Source organism: Streptomyces sp. NPDC025784, assembly GCF_055558435.1.
In genome coordinates, this window is the sequence record NZ_JBVHMN010000003.1 from 129,534 (window position 1) to 148,619 (window position 19,086).

The following is a 19,086-nucleotide window of genomic DNA, read 5'->3' on the forward strand; positions in this document are numbered from 1 at the left end:
CCGGGCCGGGAGTCGTGACTCCCGGCCCGGCCTGCGTGTGTGTCAGAGCTGGGTCACGTCCAGCTCACCCTCCGCGTACTGCCTGCGGAGCACCTTCTTGTCGAACTTGCCGACGCTGGTCTTCGGGACCGACTCGATGATCGTCCAGCGCTCCGGGAGCTGCCACTTGGCGATCTTCCCCTCCTCGGCGAGGAAGCCGCGCAGGGTCTCGAAGTCGGCGGTGGAACCCGCCCTCAGGACGACGGTGGCCAGCGGCCGCTCGCCCCACTTCTCGTCGGGGACGGCGACGACGGCGGCCTCGGCGACGTCCGGGTGGGACATGAGGGCGTTCTCCAGGTCCACCGAGGAGATCCACTCGCCGCCCGACTTGATGACGTCCTTGGCCCGGTCGGTGAGCGTCAGGAAGCCGTCCGCGCTGATCGTGCCGACGTCACCGGTCTTGAGCCACCCGTCCTCGCTGAACTTGTCGGCGGGACGCAGCGGTTCGGCGCCCTGTCCGCCGTAGTACGCGCCCGCGATCCAGGGGCCCCGCACCTCCAGCTCGCCGGCGGACTCGCCGTCCCAGGGGAGCCGTTCGCCACCGGGGCCGGTGAGGCGGGCCTCGACGCCGGCGGGGAAGCGGCCCTGGGTGAGCCGGTAGCCGAACTCCTCGTCCGTGCCCACGGCGTGCGCCGGAGGCCGGGCGATCGTGCCGAGCGGCGAGGTCTCGGTCATGCCCCAGGCGTGGCAGACCCGCATGCCGAGGTCGTCGAAGGCCTCCATGAGGGAGGGCGGGCAGGCCGAGCCGCCGATCGTGACCTGGGTGAGCGAGGAGACGTCACGGGGCTTGGTCCGGAGTTCCGTGAGCAGGCCCTGCCAGATGGTGGGGACGGCCGCGGCGTGCGTCGGCTTCTCGCTCTCGATCATCTCGGCGAGCGGCCCCGGCTGGAGGAAGCGGTCCGGCATCAGCATGTTGATGCCGGTCATGAAGGTGGCGTGCGGCAGACCCCAGGCGTTGACGTGGAACTGCGGGACCACGACGAGCGAGGTGTCGCGGTCGGTGAGCCCCATCGACTGGGCCATGTTGACCTGCATGGAGTGCAGGTAGATCGAACGGTGGGAGTAGACGACGCCCTTCGGGTCCCCGGTGGTGCCGGAGGTGTAACACATCGCCGCGGCCTGCCGCTCGTCGATCTCCGGCCAGTCGTACGTGGTCGGCTTCCCGGCGATCAGCTCCTCGTACTCGTGCACCCGCACGTTCGCGCCGTCGAGCAGCGAGCGGTCACCGGGGCCCGAGACGACCACGTGCTCGACGGTCGGCAGGTGGGGGAGGAGCGGGGCGAGGAGCGGAAGCAGCGAGCCGTTGACGATGACCACGCGGTCGGCGGCGTGGTTGACGATGAAGACGAGCTGCTCGGCGGGGAGACGGAGGTTCAGCGTGTGCAGGACCGCGCCCATCGAGGGGATCGCGAAGTACGCCTCGACGTGCTCGGCGTTGTTCCACATCAGCGTCGCGACCCGCTCGTCGCCCGTCACACCGAGGTCGTCACGCAGGGCGTTGGCGAGCTGGACGGCACGCGTACCGGCCTCACGGAAACTGCGCCGCTGGGGTTCGCCCTCCCCCGTCCAGGTCGTGATCTGCGACGTCCCGTGCACGAGCACTCCGTGCACGAGAATGCGGGTCACGGTCAGCGGTACGTCCTGCATCGTGCTCAGCACGGCGTCCTCCCGGGGGCGACATTGCCTACGCGGCAGTAAGGGTTGCGCTGATTCTGCGCACATACCGCGCGGTATGTCACTAGGTCCGGGCGATCGATCGCGTCACGTATTGGTCGCACGCTTCCTCTCAGCGCACGTCACGTATGGGTCGCGCGCCTCCGCTCAGCGCACCGGGCTGAGCTCGGGGTCCTCACGGAGCTTGCCCAGCGCACGCGACACCGCCGACTTGACCGTCCCGACGGAGACCCCGAGCACCTCCGCCGTCTGGGCCTCGCTCAGGTCCTCGTAGTACCGCAGGACGACCATCGCCCGCTGCCGCGCCGGCAGCTTGGTGATCGCCCGCCACATCGCGTCGTGCAGCGCCTGCTGTTCGGCCGGGTCCCCCGTGGACAGCACCTCCGGCTCCGGCAGTTCGTCGCAGGCGAACTCGTCGACCTTGCGCTTGCGCCACTGCGACGTCCGCGTGTTCAGCAGCGCGCGCCGCACATAGCCGTCCAGCGCCCGATGGTCCTCGATCCGGTCCCAGGCGACGTATGTCTTCGTCAGGGCGGTCTGCAGCAGGTCCTCCGCGTCGCTCGGGTTCGCGGTCAGCGAGCGGGCGGTACGCAGGAGCACCGGCTGGCGGGCCTTCACGTACGACGCGAACGACGGGTACGGCGCGTACGGACGGGTCTGCCTCGCCGGTGTGGCGGCGTCCGAAGCGCTGGTGCAGACGGGTGTGGTCATGGCTCCACGCTAGGTTCGCCCCCTACTCCCGCGGATCGGCCGGAGGTCCCGAAGCCGTGTCCGCCTCAGGTTGTAGGAGTGGGGCTGACCTCACCTCCTGAAGGTGGACGAGCGGGCACGTCCCCTGAGGGTTCATCCCTGAGGGACGCCTCCGGCCGCAGTAGGGGAGCGCGGTACGCGCCTGCGCCCGTGGGCCGTGCGCCGGGCCCCGGACCTGCCCCGATGCCGCCTCGCACCGGTCCCGGGGCCTGCCCCGACGCCATTCCGCGCCGAACCCCCGGCCCGCCCCTGGAAGTACCCGCTCCGACGCCGCCCGGCTCCGAGCCCTGGGCCCACCTCGGAGCGGACCTGACCCGACACGGGCGTCCCCCGGCACCGCCCCAGGCCGGCGCACCCCCGACCGCGGGGCGCACCCCGGCGGAACCCCTCAGGTGTCCGTACTCAGGATCAGCCCCGAGGTCGGGACCCCGGTCCCGGCGGTGACCAGGACACGGCCCGCCCCCGGTATCTGGTTCACCGACGAGCCCCGCACCTGCCGGACCGCCTCCGCCACTCCGTTCATCCCGTGCAGATACGCCTCACCGAGCTGGCCCCCGTGCGTATTCAGCGGGAGCCGCTCCTCGGCGACGAGATCCGCCGCCTCGCCCGGTTTGCAGAACCCGAACTCCTCCAGCTGCATCAGCACGAACGGCGTGAAGTGGTCGTACAGGATCCCCACGTCGATGTCCGCGGGACTCAGCCCGGCCGTCCGCCACAACTGCCGGGCCACCACGCCCATCTCCGGCAGCCCCGTCAGGTCGTCCCGATAGAAGCTGGTCATCTGCTCCTGGGCCCGGCCCGCGCCCTGGGCGGCGGCCGAGATCACCGCCGGGGGGCGTGGCAGGTCACGGGCCCGCTCCACGGAGGTGATCACCAGCGCCTGGCCGCCGTCCGTCTCCTGACAGCAGTCCAGCAGTCGCAGTGGCTCGACGATCCACCGCGAGGCAGCGTGCTCGGCGAGGGTGATCGGTCTGCCGTGGAAGTACGCCGCGGGGTTAGTCGCCGCGTACTTGCGGTCCATCACGGCGACATGTCCGAACGCCTCGGGCGTCAGCCCGTACGCGTGCAGGTACCGCTGGGCCGCCATCGCCACCCAGGAGGCGGGTGTGAGCAGTCCGAACGGGAGGGACCAGCCCAGCGCGGCCCCCTCCGCGGAGGGCTCCCGCTGCTGCACCCCGGACCCGAACCGCCTGCCCGACCGCTCGTTGAACGCCCGGTAGCAGACCACCACCTCGGCCACCCCGGACGCCACGGCGAGCGCCGCCTGCTGGACGGTCGCGCAGGCCGCCCCGCCGCCGTAGTGGATCCGCGAGAAGAAGGACAGCTCTCCCATGCCGGCCGCCTGGGCGACGGTGATCTCCGGGCTGGTGTCCATGGTGAACGTGACCAGGCCGTCCACGTCGCCCGGCGTCAGGCCGGCGTCGTCGAGCGCGACCCGCACCGCCTCCACCGCGAGCCTCAGCTCACTGCGCCCCGAGTCCTTGGAGAACTCGGTGGCCCCGATCCCGACGATCGCCGCCCGGCCGCCGAGAGCGTCCCGTCCGCGCACGCTCACGACACGCCTCCCTCGGAGACCGGGGCACCGGCGGATCCGGGGCCGACGTCCGGGCCAGGGCCGGGTCCGGCGTCCGAGGCGGTGCCGGTGCCCGGGCGGATGCCGGCGCCCAGGGCGGTGCCGGTGCCCGAGGCCGTGGCGCTGCCCGGACGGCCCGTCTCGGGAAGCGCCACGGTCACCGTGCCGGTGACGTGCTTGCCGATGCCGTTGGCTCCGACGACCTTGACCGTGGCGGTGTCGCCGTCGACCTCCTCGACCGTGCCGGTCAGCACCATGGTGTCCCCCGGGTAGTTGGGTGCGCCGAGCCGTATGACCACCTTGCGCAGGACGGCGGACGGGCCGAAGTGATCCGTGACGTACCGTCCGACCAGGCCGTTGGTCGTCAGGATGTTCATGAAGATGTCCGGCGAGCCCTTCGCCCTCGCCAGCTCCGCGTCGTGGTGCACGTCCTGGTAGTCGCGGGACGCGATGGCGCCCGCGACGATCAGCGTGCGCGTGATGTCGATCTCCAACGGTGGCAGTCGGTCGCCGCCTTTCATCCCTCTCCCTCCCCGTCTCCCACGGCCCGCGCGGCCTGTACTCCCTCGGCGGCGATCAACTCGCCCAGTTCCTGGAGCACTTCGCCGCCGCATCCCAGATATGCGTCCAGCTGGCGCCCCCACAGGAAGTGCCGGTGCACGGGGTGCTCCACGTCGGCCCCCGCCCCGCCGTGCAGATGCTGGCCCGTGTGCACGACCCGGTGGCCCGCCTCGGACGCCCACCATGCGGCGGTCAGGGCGTGCGTGGCGTACGCCAGCCCCGCGTCCCGTCGCCAGGCCGCCTCGTACGCCGTCACCCGTATCGCCTCGGTGTCCATGTGGGCGTCGGCCGCGCGGAGTTGCACTCCCTGCCTGGCGGCGAGCGGGCGGCCGAACTGCTCGCGCGCGTTGGTGTGCTCCACGGCACGCGCCAGCGACCCCGCGCAGACCCCGGCCTGGAGACCGGCGAAGGCGGTGCGGGCGGTGGCGAGCACGTCGTCGTACGCGCCCTCGCCGCCCAGTCGCTCGCCCGGGGTGCCGTCCAGGGTCAGCCGCCCCGCCGACCAGGGCGCCGTCAGCTCCACGGGGCGGCACCGGGCGTCTGCGGTGCGCACCAGCCACAGCCGGCGCCGGTCGTCGGCGACCAGGACATGGGTGGCATCCCGCAGCCAGGGCACGACCGGGACGACCCCGGCCGGCCGCCCTGCTGTCTCCCGCACGGCCGAGGGCCCGAAGAGCGCGCCGGTCACCACCACCGTCCCGTCGGCGACGGCCGGCAGCAGACGGTCGCGCTGCTCCCTCGAACCGTGCGCCGAGATCGCGAGGAGCCCGTGGACGCAGCTCGCCGCGAACGGCACCTGGGCCGTGGTGCGTCCCTGCTCCTCCAGCAGGAGCACCAGGCCGAGCAGCCCCGTCTCCCCGACGGCCGCCACCAGTCCGGCCGCGCACAGCTCCTTCCACAGTTCGGGATCGCTTCCGGTCCCGGCCGCGGCGAGCCGCTCGGGGGTGGACAGGTCGGTGAAGATCCGGGCGGCCAGGTCACGGGCGGCCGTCTGCTCCTCGGTGGGTGCGAAGTCCATGTCAGCTCGCCCCGCTCGCGGTCACAGCGCCACGGGCCGACCCGTCGCCGGCCACGGCGCCGTCGACCACGCCGGCCCGGAAGACCGGCAGCTCCAGCTCCTCGTCACAGCGCTGGAACTCGAGCCGCACGGGCATTCCGATCCGCACCTTGTCGTGCGGCACGCCCACCACATTGCTGACGATCCGCACTCCCTCGGCGAGCTCGATCAGGCCGACCGCATAGGGAGGGTCGAAGGCGGGGAAGGGCGGATGGTGCATGACGACGTACGAATACACGGTCCCCTCTCCGCTCGCCTCGACCGTGTCCCACTCCGGGCAGCCGCACGCGTTGCATCCCGGCAGCCAGGGGAAGCGCAGCGCTCGGCAGCCCGTGCACCGCTGGATCAGCAGGCGGTGGCGCCCGACGCCCTCCCAGAACCCGGCGTTGTCCCGGTTCACCACCGGTCGGGGGCGCCTGCCCCTCGGTGTGCGGTGGGCGGGCGCGTACTTCAGGATGCGGAACCGGTGTGTCCCGGCGGGGTCGCCGCCCGCCTTCACATCCATCCGGGTCGTGACGAAGTGGCCCGTCCCCAGCCTGGTCGTCTTGCGCTCGGAGACCGACTCGATCACCGCGTCGAAGGTGATCTCGTCCCCGGGGCGCAGCGGACGCAGATACTCCTGCTCGCAGTCGGTGGCGACCACCGAGGTGTACCCGGCGTCGTCGAGCAGTCCGAGCAGCTCGTCGAACGCTTCCGAGCGGCCCGTGTGCCCGGACAGGCCGCCCATCGTCCACGCCTGGAGCATGGTGGGCGGCGCGACGGCGTCCGGCCCTTCGTACGCCGGGTTGGTGTCGCCCATCGCCTCGCACCAGTGGCGGATCATCGCCTCGTTGACCCGGTCCTTGCCGACGGCCGCGACGGCGGCCACCCGGCCCTCGTACGCCTTGAGCCGCCCGTACAGCTCGTCCGGACCGTCCGACCGGTCCCCTGCCCGCGACTCGGCCCGCTTCCCCTGCTCCCCGCTCACCGCCGCCCCCTCTTCATCCCGAGCCGCATCGTCGCCACGATCTCCCGCTGCACCTCGCTCACCCCGCCCCCGAACGTGTTGATCTGCGCCGCCCTGTTCATCCGCTCCAGCCCGCCGCCCTCGAAGGCTCCTGGCGAGCCGGAGCGCACGAGCGCTCGCTCTCCGACGATCTCCTGACACATTCGGTACACCGCCACTGCGGATTCGGTTCCCATCACCTTCACGCCGCTCGCGTCGCCGGGAGCCGGTCCGCCGGCCCCCGCATCCCCCACCAAACGCCAGTTGAGCAGGCGTGTCGCGGCCAGCCGGACATGCGCCTCGGCCAGCCTCGACCGCACCCACGGCTCGTCAATCCGGCGCCGACCGGTCACCGGATCGGGTGTACGCGCCGCCTCCAGCGCCGCCGTGTAGAAGTCCTCGGCCTGCATCCCGATCGCGGCGAGCGCGACGCGTTCGTGGTTGAGCTGGCTGGTGATCAGCGCCCAGCCGCCGTTCTCCTCGCCGACGAGGTGTGCGGCAGGCACGCGGATGCCGTCGTAGTACGTGGCGGTGGTCGTCTGTCCGCCCACCGTCTCGATCGGGGTCCAGGAGAAGCCGGGCGCGTCCGTCGGCACGAGGAGGATCGAGATGCCCCGGTGCTTGGGGGCGTCCGGGTCGGTCCGGCAGGCGAGCCAGATCCAGTCGGCGTTCTGGGCGTTGGAGGTGAAGATCTTCTGGCCGTCGACGATCCAGTCGCCGCCGGCCTCCCCGCGCCCGTGCACGCCGCCTTCCCCGACCGCACGGACACCGCCGTCTCCCGGTCCGGGGCTCGCGGCCCCGTCCACCCGCACGGCCCGCGTGCGCAGGGAGGCGAGGTCCGTCCCCGCCGAGGGCTCCGAGTAGCCGATGGCGAAGACGAGGTCGCCGCTCAGGATGCGCGGAAGGAAGTAGGCCTTCTGCTCCTCGCTCCCGTACTTCATGAGCGTCGGCCCGACCGTGTTCAGGGTGACCATCGACACGGGCGCGCCGGCACGGTAGGCCTCGTCGAAGAACACGAACTGCTCGTCGGCGCCCCGCCCCTGCCCCCCGTACGCGGCCGGCCAGCCGAGCCCGAGCAGTCCGTCCGCGCCGATGCGGCGCAGGACCGCCCGCTGCCGTCCGGGGTCGTCGGCGGGCGGTGGCCCTTCGGGCATCAGATCCCTGAAATACGTACGGAGTTCGGCGCGCAGCCGCTGCTGGCGCTCGGTGGGGGCGAGGTGCACGGCGGCTGCCCTCCCGGGCCTCGCACGGACAAGGGTTTCTGACTGTCCGTCAGATGCTGCGGAGTGTCAAGGCCGGGAGCAGGGCGTCCGGGAGACGCGGAAAACGTCTGCGCGGCGGTGCCGAAGCACCGCCGCGCAGACGCGCTACCACCCCACAGAGCACAACCACACGCTGGATGTTCCGGGCCGACGGGAGCGCATCGGCCCCCGGCTCACCAGAGGTTGGTGAAGTTGATGACGGCGGTGGACTGGTCGATGGCGGTGAAGGCCGAGCCGTTCACCTGGGCGGTATTGCTCTGGTTCGACGCTCCGGAGCCGACCGCCTGCTGCTGGGTGGTGGAGGAGTTGCCGAAGTTGTCGTGACCGACTCCGCTGCGGCCGATGGTCGCCACGCCCGCGTTCGATCCGTCGTCCGCGAAGGCGCCGTTGTCCGCTGCCGCGACGCCCGTGAAGAGGGCGGCCGCGAGAGGCAGGGCGGCGACGGCGGCGAGAACGCGGGCGGTACGGATGCTTGCCATGTGAGTTCCTCCAGAACCGGTTGTACGCACCGGCGATGAACCGGGATGTACGTGAAATTCGGCTTGATCCAAGGCAGTTGGCCGACCGCCTCGGCGCTGTGCACGACGTCGCGACTCCAGAGTTGCCCAGCGGATCCCCGGCGAACCACCCCGGAAGCCCCGATTCCCCCTCAAGCGTGAGGACATGTCTATAAACCCCCTTCCCGCCCGAGAAGTCCCTGCTCAGCCCGTGACTGGCCGCCCAATCCCGGACGCCGCACGAGGCGAAGCGTTCCGGCACGTTTTCGGCCAATCACACCCGTCGGCCACCCCGCACCCGCGCGTGTCCGGGAAGCCCTTCCTTTTTTCGAACACTCGTACGAACATGGAGGCATGGCCACCATCGACCGGCAGGCCACGACCCTGGCCCTGGCCCACGCCCTGTCCGCAGCCGAGCGCGGGCTGGCGGTGATCCCGCTGTCCCGGACAAAGCTCCCGGCCCTGCGCTCCCCCCACCGTGACGACCCCGACCCCGCCCCCTGCCACGGCGAATGCGGCCGCTTCGGGCACGGCGTGTACGACGCGTCGACCGACCCCCGGCGCATCCGCGAACTGTTCGCCGCCGCCCCCTGGGCCACCGGCTACGGCATAGCCTGCGGGCTGCACCCCCATCACCTCATCGGCATCGACCTGGACACCAAATCCGGCACGGACTCGTCGGCCGCCCTGCGTGAACTGGCCCTGCGCCACCTCTTCACGATCCCGGAGACCGTCGTCGTGCTGACCCCCAGCGGCGGTCGTCACCTCTGGCTGAGCGGACCGCCCGACCTCGTCGTCCCCAACTCCGCCGGCCGCCTGGCTCCGGGCATCGACATCCGCGGCGCCGGCGGCTACCTCGTCGGCCCCGGCTCACGCACCGACCACGGCGTCTACGGCACCGCACCGGGCACCGCCCATCTGGCGCCCGCGCCCTGCCCGAGCGAGCTGCTGCGCCTGCTCACACCCCCGCCCCGGCGGCAGCACCCTCCCGCGTCCCCGGCGACCGGCAGGCAGGGCCAGGGGCTCGTCCAGTTCGTGCTCGCCGCCCACGAGGGCCAGCGCAACACCCGCCTGTTCTGGGCCGCCTGCCGCGCGTACGAGAACGGCATCGGTACCGAGCTGACCGACCCTCTCGTGGAGGCCGCCGTCCGCACGGGGCTCACCGAACACGAGGCCCGCTCGACGATCGCCTCGGCGGCACGGATGACGGCTCCGGCACCGCCGCGGCGAGGCTGACGGCGGCGCCGCCGGAGGGTCTACGTGCCGCTGTCCTCGGCGAGGGTGTGGGCGACCAGGGCGTTGGCGTGGCCGTGCCCGAGCCCGTGCTCGGCCTTGAGCCAGGACACGAGCTCCATGTGCCTGGTCAGCGGCGAGGACCGGATGAGGTCCTTCCATTCGGCGACGGGCCGCCCGTACTTCTTCTCGATCGAGGGGAAGTAGCCGGCGGGGCCCTTCACGGCTTCGGTCATGTCGGCGGTGTCCCATCCCTGTGCGAGAAGCGGTCTCGGAGCACCGGCACGCCGCCGTACTCCGACTGGTTGCCCATACGACCGCGCGAGCGGGGAGAACTCATCGCTGCGCGCCGCGGAACCGCCCCGCACAGGCCGAAGGGGTGCCTCTCGATGAGAGACACCCCTTCGGATCGGCACACGTGCCGAACTGCCGCGGTGGGTGTGGGATTTGAACCCACGGTGACATCGCTGCCACGACGGTTTTCCTGGGGATCCCGGAGGACCTTGCCGGCGCGATCGTCGCCCAACTCGCCTGACAGACAAGGCGCGAACTGGCCGAACGGAGCGCCGTTGGCTAGTCCGCTTTGTTCGTTTCGTTGCAATTCCGCGAACTACACCCACGGCATTCCCTCCTGGAGGCGGCAGAACGCCTGTGCGTGCCCCCTGCGTGCCCGATCAAGCGGCGACCGGCGGGGAGCAGCGGGGAACACCGGAGAGCCGACGGAGAGACCGCAGGTCAGCGAACCGCCAGCTCAGCCCGGATCCGCATACGCGATCTTCCAAACTGGGGCTGGCCATCCACGCGACCACCACCAGGGGTAGCCTTCCCGTCCGTTCGAAGGTCCCTGGAGGCTCCCTGTGCACACCACCGTTTTCTTGCTGCGGAGCGCGCTGGGCCTTGGTGGCGGTCTGGTGGCCGTCTGGGAGCTGACCCGCCAGGCTTCGGGACCGGGCTGGAGGAAGCGGCGGGTCTTCTCTGCGGTGGCGGCTTTGACGCTCGCCGGGCTGCTCGCAGTCTAGGGATGGCCAGTCGACGTGCCCCTCCCGTGCCCGTTCCGTCGGAGAGCAGCGGGGAACAGCGGTCGCTGGCGGACAACGCTCACGAGAACGGCCCCTGACCGATTTACCTGATCAGGGGCCGTTCACGTGCGGTGGGTGTGGGATTTGAACCCACGGTGACATCGCTGCCACGACGGTTTTCAAGACCGTTCCCTTAGGCCGCTCGGGCAACCCACCCCGCGCCGTCCACGATCGTCGACGGCGCGGGGACAAGACTAACCGCTCAGCTGTCGCCCTCGCGCTGTCCCAGGGTGACGTCGACCGTGTGGGTCTTTCCGTCCCGGGTGTAGGTGAGCTCGACCGTGTCGCCGGGGCGGTGGGTCCAGATCTCGCCGATCAAGGTCGGTCCGCTGTCGATCACGTGGTCGTCGAGCTTGGTGATGACGTCGCCGGGCTTGAGGCCGGCCTTGTCCGCGGGGCCGCCCGAGGTGACCGCGTCGGAGCCGCTCGCACCCTGCTCGGTGATCTTCGCGCCGCCGGTGCCCTCTTCCAGGGAGACCGAGGCACCGATCACCGGGTAGACCGGCTCGCCGGTCTTGATCAGCTGCTGCGCGACGTTCTTCGCCTGGTTGATCGGGATCGCGAAGCCCAGGCCGATGGAGCCGGACTGGCTGCTGCCGCCGAGGCCGCCTCCGCTGCTCGACTGGATCGCCGAGTTGATGCCGATGACCGCGCCCTGCGCGTCCAGGAGCGGGCCGCCGGAGTTGCCCGGGTTGATCGAGGCGTCCGTCTGCAGGGCGCTCATGTAGGAGGCCTTGCTGCCGGAGCTGCCGTCGCTGGACGCCACCGGGCGGTCCTTGGCGCTGATGATTCCGGTGGTCACCGTGTTCGACAGGCCGAAGGGCGCGCCGATCGCGATCGTGGAGTCGCCGACGGCCACCTTGTCGGAGTTGCCGAGAGCGAGCGGCTTCAGGTCCGACGGCGCGTTCTTCAGCTTGATCACCGCGACGTCGTAGCCCTGTGCGTGACCGACCACCTCGGCGTCGTACTTCTTGCCGTCGGGGAAGGTCGCGGTGAGCTTGCCGCCGTCGACCGCGTCCGCGACGACGTGGTTGTTGGTGAGGATGTGGCCCTGGGTGTCGAAGACGAAGCCGGTACCGGTGCCGCCCTCACCGCTCGAGCTCTGCGCCTCTATCGTCACGGTGCTCGGCAGCGCCTTGGCCGCCACGTTGGCGACGGTGCCCGAGGCGCGCTTGACGTCACCGCTGTTGCTCGGGGCGGAGACCGTCGTCGAGTCGGTGGAGTCGTCGTTGTTCTTCGCGAGCGAGTAGCCGATGCCGCCGCCGACGCCGCCGGCGACCAGGGCGGCCACCAGGAGGGCGGCGACCAGGCCGCCGCGTCCGTTCTTCGGCTTCGGTGCGGGCTGCTGGTAGGAGGAGCCCCAGCCGCCGTGGCCCGAGCCGCCACCGTCCGCGTACGACGGGGTGGGCGGCGGCGGAGGCGGCCAGCCCGCCTCGGCGGCGGATCCGGGGAATCCGGCGCCCTGCCCGTGCGGGGCGGCGCCGTGCCCGACTCCGGCGTGCGCGTACGCCGGCTGCTGCGCGGGCGCCGGTGCCTGCTCCGGCGCGCCGGGGGCGCTCGGAGGCACCACCGGGATCGGAGCGGTCGGCGCGCCCTCCTCGGGCGCAGTGGCCTGCGCGGAGGCAGCGGGAGTTTCCACCGGCACGGGAGGTGCGGACGGGGCCGGGGGTACTGCGGTGCCCTCGTTCTCGGTGCTCACAGCTCTACTCCTAGATCCACGGCTGTTGTTCTCGGTCGCACTCGGTCACGCTCACTCACGCTTGTCGACGGTCCGGCGCGATTCAGCTGTGCATGCGCTTTTGTACGACGACAGCTTTTCCCACCGGCCGTCAGAGCACCATAAGCGGTGGCTGTGGGTCCGCGACCATCCTTTATATCGGACCAGTCTGGCGAAACGGGCGGATCCCCGCCTCCTCGACCTCACGCCTGCTGCACGACGGTGGCACCATGACGCGGTGACCCTCGCACGACAGCACCCCATCCAGGTCGTCGCCCATCGCGGAGCCTCCGAAGAGGCCCCCGAGCACACGCTGGCCGCGTACAGGAAGGCGATCGAGGACGGTGCGGACGCCCTTGAGTGCGATGTGCGCCTGACCGCCGACGGCCATCTCGTCTGCGTGCACGACCGCCGGATCAACCGTACGTCCAACGGCCGCGGAGCGGTCTCGGCCCTGGAGCTCGCCGACCTCGCCGCCCTGGACTTCGGCTCCTGGAAGAACGGTGACGAGGCCCCCGACTGGGAGCACGGTCCCGGGGACCCGGAGGACACCTCCGTCCTCACCCTGGAGCGGCTGCTCGAACTCGTCGCCGACGCGGGCCGCCGCGTCGAGCTGGCCATCGAGACGAAGCACCCGACCCGCTGGGCCGGCCAGGTCGAGGAGCGGCTGCTGGTCCTGCTGAAGCGTTTCGGCTTGGACGCGCCCGAGACTCCCGCCCAGTCACCGGTACGCGTCATGAGCTTCTCCGCGCGCTCGCTGCATCGCGTCCGGGCCGCCTCGCCCAACATGCCCACGGTCTATCTGCTGCAGTTCATCTCCCCGCGTCTGCGCGACGGGCGACTGCCCGCCGGTGTCCGGATCGCGGGCCCCTCGATGCGGATCGTACGCAGTCACCCCGGTTACATCGAACGGCTGAAACGAGCCGGACACCAGGTGCACGTCTGGACGGTGAACGAGCCCGAGGACGTCGATCTCTGCGTTGAGCTGGGCATCGACGCCATCATCACCAACCGTCCGCGTGCCGTCCTGCGCCAGTTGGGCCGCTGATCCCACCACGTTCCCCCAGGCAGGGAACTCCACGGACACCGGACATCACCACCGAGATCCAGTCACGCGATTACAGGGAGTGCACCGGCGCGTTCGCTCCGTATTCGATCGTTACGAGTGCGTCAGCAGACGTTGATTGGCCGGTTTCCGGTCCAGTCCAAAGGGGCATCCACAACGTGGCGTGGGGCAAAGGAGGTCTCGGGGGTGGCGTTGGTGGTGGCACAGGAGGTGCCCACGTCGTCGAGCATGGCCGTACCCCATGGTCCTGCGGGCGTGGGGGAAGCAAGACACCGCATGCGTGATCAATTGCGTACCGGTGGCGTGGCGGACTCGGTCATCGACGATGCCGTACTGATCCTTTCCGAACTGCTCAGCAATGCCTGCCGGCACGGCAGGCCACTGGGTGACGCCCTGACAGGTGACGGAGACGTCCGTGCGGCGTGGCGCGTCGATACGTCCGGGCGGCTCGTCGTCGAGGTGACGGACGGCGGTGGTCCGACCCGGCCCGTCCCGGCAACGCCCTCGGTCACCGCGCGCGGCGGCCGTGGGCTGAACATCATCTCGGCACTGGCCAAGGACTGGGGCGTGCGCGACGACGTCCGCGGCGAGGTCACGGTGTGGGTCGTCGTCCAGGACGATGTCGAATCCGCGCGTCGGCATGATGATTTCGCTACGCGCGTCGCGTCACCGAACGTGTCGGCGGGGATACCGGAGCTGGACTTCGCGGACGCCTTCGACGAACTGGGCTGAGGACACCGGCACACGTCTGGGCGCCCGGGAAGCGGGCCGCCGGGACCGCAGCGCGCTCATCGGGGGCACCGCCGGGGATCACGTCTTCGGAGTCACCGAAGGGGACACGCCGACCCGGCGACACCGCGGGGCGGGGAACGGACGGAGCGGGACGTGCCGGTCGTGGCGCAGGCGGGCCGAATCACCGGCTCCGGGACGACCCGGTGCGTTGTCCACAGGGTCCCGTCAGCCCACGTAGGAACGGCTAGGCTCGCGCCCGTACGAGACGAGCCGTGATCGGGAGACACCCACGATGGCCAAGAAGCGACCCCACACCAAGGCCAAGCAGCCCACCTCGAAAGCCGGGGCCCGCGCCGCAGGCGCCGATGGGCACGTCCCGGTTGTGGGCGCTCGCGAGCCCTGCCCCTGCGGCAGCGGCCGCCGCTACAAGGCCTGCCACGGCCGGGCCGCCGCGCACGCCGTGACCGAGCTGGTGCAGCGCCCCTTCGAGGGACTGCCCGGCGAGTGCGACTGGGTCGCGCTGCGCGAGCTGGTGCCCGCCGCCACGGTCGAACTGAACCTCAAGGAGAGCCTCCCCGAGGGCGTCCCGTCGGTCACGCTCGCCACGGTCCTGCCGATGGCCTGGCCCGCGCTGCGCCGCGAGGACGGCTCGGTGCTCCTGGGCCTGCAGAACGACACGGCGTCCGGCGACATCAGCCGCGACCTCGCCGACACCCTCCAGCGCGCGCTCACCGCGAAGCCGGGCTCTCCGGTCGAGGGCCGGCGCGCCCCCGCCGACGGCCCGCGACTCCAGGACCTGCTCGCCCCCGAAGGCGCGTTCGAGCCAGTTGTGCACAGCGGCTTCGAATTCTGGGTCCCGGACGCGGAGAACGCGACGGCGGACGTGACCGCCTCGCTGGAGCGGGCCAACGCCGCCGCCATCCCGACCGTGAAGCTCGCCGGGGTCGACGCCGCCTACTGGTGCGAGACCCCCGACAAGAACCACCTGCGCTGGGTCATGCCGCACCCGGAGGAGCAGCTTCTGGACGCGCTGGCCCGGCTGCACGCCGCCGGCCGCTCGAACCTCGGCGAAGGCACCCGTCTGGTCGGTTCCTTCCGTGCCCACGGGCTCACGGTGCCGGTCTGGGACCTGCCGACGAGCGTCACGGCGGACGACATCGAGAAGCCCGCGGCCGAGTTCGCCGAGCGCCTCGCCACCGCCCTGGCCACCGACGCACCGCTCACCGCGGAGGAGCGCAGGGCGCGCGGCGGCCTCACCAACCGACAGGTCACGCTCAGCTGACCCACAGGAAGCCGAACTGACCGACCGGTCAGCTGGGCAGAGCCCCACAGAACGGGTGACTCCTGTCACAACTCCCCGTTGCGACAGGTAAATCCGTGTCCGAATAGCCGAGATCGAATTTGCGAACCGCCGATCTCTTGTTACCGTTCGAGTAGCCCGGTTGCTGGTGCATCCCCCGTCGCCAGCAACCGGGTCTTTCCATGTCCGCAACCGCGTGCGGCATCAACCACCTTGCTACTGCCCCGAGTTGCTGCCCGAGCGCAGCAACAGCGGCCCTCCGGCCGCGGTCCGTTCCGCGAACTCCGCGACCGCCGCATAGCCCCCCACGTCGCCGTCGGTGCGTTCCCTCGGGGTCTCACAGACCCCGGGGTCGTCCTCCGCGCCCACCGCGCAGTTCATCTGCACGGTGCGCCCGCCGGGCCCCATCAACGTCAGCACGGAGTGCAGCTCGTCGCCGGTCGCGTTGCGGTAGTACGTGCGCGCCCATGTGTCCTCACCCTGCGTGAGGACACAGGTCTGCGCCTCGATGCCGTCGGGGGAGGAGAGTTCGGGACCGCACCGGGCGGCGGTGGCGAGGCCGAGTCCCAGCAGCCGGGGCGACCGGGTGGGGACGGGAGCCGCCGTCCCCTTGCCGTCGCGCCCCGGGGCCCTTGCGGCCGAGGCGCCGTCGCGGCCGGGATCCCCGGCGTCCGCGACGGGCCCCGCGGATGCCACGGCGAGCGGAAGGGCCACCGTGACCGCCACTACGCCCGCGAGTGCGAGCAGGCGAAGGTTCATGAAGGGGAAGATAACGAGCGCGGGCGGGCGCGCGGTCAACCGCGCGCCGTGCGCTCCTACAACTCGGGCGCGCTCACACCCGTACGAGTGAGTGCCTCCACGACGGCGTCCACGACCGCCTCCACATCGGGCACCCAGGGGGCGGCGGAGCCGGGCAGCGGGGCACGCTCCCAGCGGATCTGGCCCCCACCCGTCTCGGACGGCGGCAGTGCGAGATAGCCGCCCTCGCCGTGGAAGCGCAGGGAACCGGGGACGAAGTCCTTCGCGTAGAGAAGCTCGCCGAGCTGCTCCATGGAGTAGGGCGCGACGAGGATCGACCAGCGCGTCGGGGACGCGACGACCGGGCCGAGGCGCATGCCCTTGCGGTCGAGGGCGTCGAGGGCACGGGCCGCCGCGAGAGCCGGCAGGCTCACCGCGCACGGGGCCTTGCCGCCGGTGGCCAGCACGACGGGTGCCGACGGCCGGTTGGTCCACCACCAGCGCACCATGCGCTCGTCGGTGGTGGCCGCGAGGAGGCCGGGGTCGAAGGGGTGGGCACCGGGCACCGTGCACTCCGGGTCGGGGCACGCGCAGCGGGCACGCCCCTGCGGGTCCGCCGCCACTCCCGGGAGTACGGGCCACTGCCATTCGGTCGCGAAGGTCAGGGCCGCGCTGAGCATCTCAGGCCTCCCGTTGTTCCGCCTGGACAGGAGCCTGCGTCGCCTTCCGAGGATCTCGCGCATGAGCGCTCGTTCCTTTCCGTTGCACGCCTGGCAACACCGTGGACCACATCACACCATGTGTCGATCACTTCACTGTGCGTACCTACTGGCGCATCACACCCCTGCTGGAGACAAGGGGAACCCCTATGGGCCGAGCGTTTGGCTGCGTCCGCGTCCATACTGCGTCTATCAAAAGCATGGGCATGGCGTGGGGTGGCGGCGCCTGGCGATTTGCCGTCCCGTGTATTTCTTGCCGCCTCCGCCACGGGAGGATGGGGCACGGTCGTCGGTGGCTAAGACGCCCGGGTCCGTCGCCAGGTTCCGGGCGGATCTCAACCACCCCTGGCCTTCACCGAGTACGTACCCATCACGACCGCTGTGACGCTCCGTCGAACGAGGCCAGTCGACCTCAATAAGCCGTTGCCCGAGTCAGTTTTAAGCCAACTTTGCTTTCCCGCAAGGGTTACCGACAGTCTCACGGACACCAGGAATCCCAGCAGGACAATGCTGGACATCCCCTCACGAGTGCGTGTACATGTGGAGACACCGCTAGCGGCGCAGAACGACATGGGGGTTTGCGATGCTATTGAGCAATACGCACCGGTCGGAAAGCCGGACGCCATGAACGCCCCTCACATTCCGAAAGTGGCTGGAATCGATTCAACGGTTCCTTCGCCCACACACACTGTCGCGCCGACGCCTGCCCCCACGGGTGCCCCTTCGGCCACCTCCCCCATCGGTCCCGGCGCCGTTCTTCAAGATCGTCTGGCGGGCTGGGTCTCGGATCTCACCACGCTCCACGAGCTCACCGAGCGCCTGGCACGCACCTCAGCACTCGACGACGCCCTGCAGGAGACGCTGCGCGCCGGAGCCGCCCTCGTGGGCGCCCGACGCGGTCTCCTCGTCCTGGAGCCGGGCGACGGACTCGGGCCCGACACGACGATCGGGCTGGGGCTGGCCCGCGCTGATCTCGGCCATATCGAGACCGTCCCGCGCAGCGCCATGTCGTACGGGAAGATCCTGGACGGACTTCCGGGCGGTGAGGGCGAGATCGCCCAGCCGGACCTCTTCTCCGACGACGGGCTCGACCCCCGCCACCGCGAGGTGGCCGCCCGGCTCGGCTACGCCGCGAGCTACGCACTCCCCCTGTCCACCGGCGCGGCGGGCCGACTGGGCGCCGCCGTCTGGCTCTACGACGAACCCGCCGAACCGGTCGAGCGCCAGCGCCATCTCGTCGGCCTCTACGCCCGCTACGCCACCGAGCACCTGGCCCGCCTCGTGGAACTGGAGCGCACGCGCGCCTGCATGACGACGATCTCCGAGGAGCTGCTGCCCCCGCGGCTCCCCCGGGTCGCCGGCGTCCAGCTCGCCGCACGGCACCGCACGAGTGCGCGCGGCGGCGGTGACTGGTACGACGCGCTGCCGCTGCCCGACGCCGCGCTCGGCCTCGCGGTCGGCTCCGTCACCGGGTGCGGGCCCAGCGCGGTCGCCGCGATGGGCCGTCTGAGGGCGTCCCTGAGGGCGTACGCCGTCATGGAGGGCGAGGACCCCGTCGCGGTCCTGTCCGACCTCGAACTGCTGCTGCGGCTGACCGAGCCCGCCCGCTCCGCGACCGCGCTGTTCGCCTACTGCGAGCCCGCGCTGCGCAAGCTCACGCTGGCGGGAGCCGGCCACAGCCCGCCCCTGGTGATCGGGCCGCGGCGCACGGAGTTCGTGGAGACCTCCCTGTCGGCCCCCCTGGGCATGCTCGCGTGCTGGGAGGCGCCGAGCGTCGAGCTGACCACGGAGCCGGGCGAGACCGTGCTGCTGTACACCGACGGTCTGCTGCACCGCACCGGCGACCCCATGGACCGGGCCTTCACCCGGCTGCACGCGGCGGCGGCGAGCGTCCCCCGGGCGGTCCGCGCCAACGCCGACGCGGTCGCCGACCACGTGCTGCGCACGGTGCTGCCGGACGGACTCGACGAGGCCGACAGCAAGGAGGACGTCGTCCTTCTGGCGGCGCGCTTCGAGTGAGCGCCCCGAGCGCCGCCGTCCCGGGCGCCCGGCTCGGACGGCCGATCCGCGGTGCCCGCGGTCGCCGTTCACGGTGAGCCGTACG

The 19,086-nt window shown here is 71.4% G+C and carries 16 protein-coding genes, 1 tRNA gene and 1 pseudogene; 5 read left to right on the forward strand and 13 right to left on the reverse strand.

Annotated features, from left to right (window positions below; translation table 11 throughout):
* Window positions 1-42 precede the first annotated feature (42 nt).
* The 8 genes and pseudogenes from ACZ4IF_RS10130 to ACZ4IF_RS10165 form a co-directional block, all read right to left on the reverse strand.
* Window positions 43-1,698 (reverse strand): long-chain fatty acid--CoA ligase, encoded by a 1,656-nt coding sequence (locus ACZ4IF_RS10130; protein WP_467561303.1) that lies wholly within the window; start codon window positions 1,696-1,698, stop codon window positions 43-45.
* 162 nt (window positions 1,699-1,860) lie between these two features.
* Window positions 1,861-2,424, reverse strand: a complete 564-nt coding sequence (locus ACZ4IF_RS10135) for a SigE family RNA polymerase sigma factor (RefSeq protein WP_467561305.1) — start codon at window positions 2,422-2,424, stop codon at window positions 1,861-1,863.
* Between the two features lie 427 nt (window positions 2,425-2,851).
* A complete protein-coding gene (locus tag ACZ4IF_RS10140; RefSeq protein ID WP_467561307.1) occupies window positions 2,852-4,018 on the reverse strand; it encodes a lipid-transfer protein in 1,167 nt (388 codons plus the stop codon).
* Window positions 4,019-4,176: 158 nt separating this feature from the next.
* Window positions 4,177-4,557: pseudogene (locus ACZ4IF_RS10145) on the reverse strand (MaoC family dehydratase); the annotation flags it as partial.
* On the reverse strand, window positions 4,554-5,615 hold the full coding sequence (locus tag ACZ4IF_RS10150) for an acyl-CoA dehydrogenase family protein (protein WP_467561309.1): 1,062 nt from the start codon (window positions 5,613-5,615) through the stop codon (window positions 4,554-4,556). The gene ACZ4IF_RS10150 and the pseudogene ACZ4IF_RS10145, both read right to left, overlap by 4 nt.
* A gap of 1 nt (window position 5,616) precedes the next feature.
* Entirely contained in the window at window positions 5,617-6,621 is a 1,005-nt protein-coding gene (locus tag ACZ4IF_RS10155; RefSeq protein ID WP_467561311.1) for a bifunctional MaoC family dehydratase N-terminal/OB-fold nucleic acid binding domain-containing protein, read from the reverse strand.
* Window positions 6,618-7,862: an acyl-CoA dehydrogenase family protein gene (locus ACZ4IF_RS10160; protein WP_467561313.1), complete on the reverse strand. Its 1,245-nt coding sequence runs from the start codon at window positions 7,860-7,862 to the stop codon at window positions 6,618-6,620. The genes ACZ4IF_RS10155 and ACZ4IF_RS10160 overlap by 4 nt, the downstream gene beginning before the upstream one ends.
* A 212-nt stretch (window positions 7,863-8,074) precedes the next feature.
* Window positions 8,075-8,380, reverse strand: coding sequence for a hypothetical protein (locus ACZ4IF_RS10165; RefSeq protein WP_345640417.1), 306 nt, complete (start codon window positions 8,378-8,380; stop codon window positions 8,075-8,077).
* 372 nt (window positions 8,381-8,752) lie between these two features.
* On the opposite strand from ACZ4IF_RS10165, the gene ACZ4IF_RS10170 reads away from it, so the two are divergent.
* A complete protein-coding gene (locus ACZ4IF_RS10170) occupies window positions 8,753-9,634 on the forward strand; it encodes a bifunctional DNA primase/polymerase (RefSeq protein ID WP_467561315.1) in 882 nt (293 codons plus the stop codon).
* Window positions 9,635-9,654: 20 nt separating this feature from the next.
* Here ACZ4IF_RS10170 and ACZ4IF_RS10175 read toward each other — a convergent pair whose 3' ends face one another.
* The 3 genes from ACZ4IF_RS10175 to ACZ4IF_RS10185 form a co-directional block, all read right to left on the reverse strand.
* A complete protein-coding gene (locus ACZ4IF_RS10175; RefSeq protein ID WP_467561317.1) occupies window positions 9,655-9,867 on the reverse strand; it encodes a DUF4287 domain-containing protein in 213 nt (70 codons plus the stop codon).
* Window positions 9,868-10,779: 912 nt separating this feature from the next.
* Window positions 10,780-10,866, reverse strand: a tRNA-Ser gene (locus tag ACZ4IF_RS10180).
* A 46-nt stretch (window positions 10,867-10,912) separates the two neighbouring features.
* Window positions 10,913-12,409 carry a S1C family serine protease gene (locus tag ACZ4IF_RS10185; RefSeq protein ID WP_467561319.1) on the reverse strand — a complete coding sequence of 499 codons (1,497 nt, stop codon included), beginning with the start codon at window positions 12,407-12,409 and terminating at the stop codon, window positions 10,913-10,915.
* A 256-nt stretch (window positions 12,410-12,665) separates the two neighbouring features.
* Between ACZ4IF_RS10185 and ACZ4IF_RS10190 the strand changes: the two genes are divergently transcribed.
* From ACZ4IF_RS10190 to ACZ4IF_RS10200, 3 genes are all read left to right on the forward strand, one after another.
* A complete protein-coding gene (locus tag ACZ4IF_RS10190; RefSeq protein ID WP_359494917.1) occupies window positions 12,666-13,475 on the forward strand; it encodes a glycerophosphodiester phosphodiesterase in 810 nt (269 codons plus the stop codon).
* Between the two features lie 117 nt (window positions 13,476-13,592).
* A complete protein-coding gene (locus ACZ4IF_RS10195; protein ID WP_345640389.1) occupies window positions 13,593-14,225 on the forward strand; it encodes an ATP-binding protein in 633 nt (210 codons plus the stop codon).
* A gap of 292 nt (window positions 14,226-14,517) precedes the next feature.
* Window positions 14,518-15,507 (forward strand): DUF5926 family protein, encoded by a 990-nt coding sequence (locus ACZ4IF_RS10200; RefSeq protein WP_359494919.1) that lies wholly within the window; start codon window positions 14,518-14,520, stop codon window positions 15,505-15,507.
* A gap of 234 nt (window positions 15,508-15,741) precedes the next feature.
* Here ACZ4IF_RS10200 and ACZ4IF_RS10205 read toward each other — a convergent pair whose 3' ends face one another.
* Window positions 15,742-16,284 (reverse strand): hypothetical protein, encoded by a 543-nt coding sequence (locus ACZ4IF_RS10205; protein ID WP_467561322.1) that lies wholly within the window; start codon window positions 16,282-16,284, stop codon window positions 15,742-15,744.
* 56 nt (window positions 16,285-16,340) lie between these two features.
* Window positions 16,341-17,006, reverse strand: coding sequence for a bifunctional DNA primase/polymerase (locus ACZ4IF_RS10210; RefSeq protein WP_359494924.1), 666 nt, complete (start codon window positions 17,004-17,006; stop codon window positions 16,341-16,343).
* A gap of 483 nt (window positions 17,007-17,489) precedes the next feature.
* On the opposite strand from ACZ4IF_RS10210, the gene ACZ4IF_RS10215 reads away from it, so the two are divergent.
* Window positions 17,490-19,001, forward strand: a complete 1,512-nt coding sequence (locus ACZ4IF_RS10215; RefSeq protein ID WP_467561324.1) for a PP2C family protein-serine/threonine phosphatase — start codon at window positions 17,490-17,492, stop codon at window positions 18,999-19,001.
* Window positions 19,002-19,086: the final 85 nt, after the last annotated feature.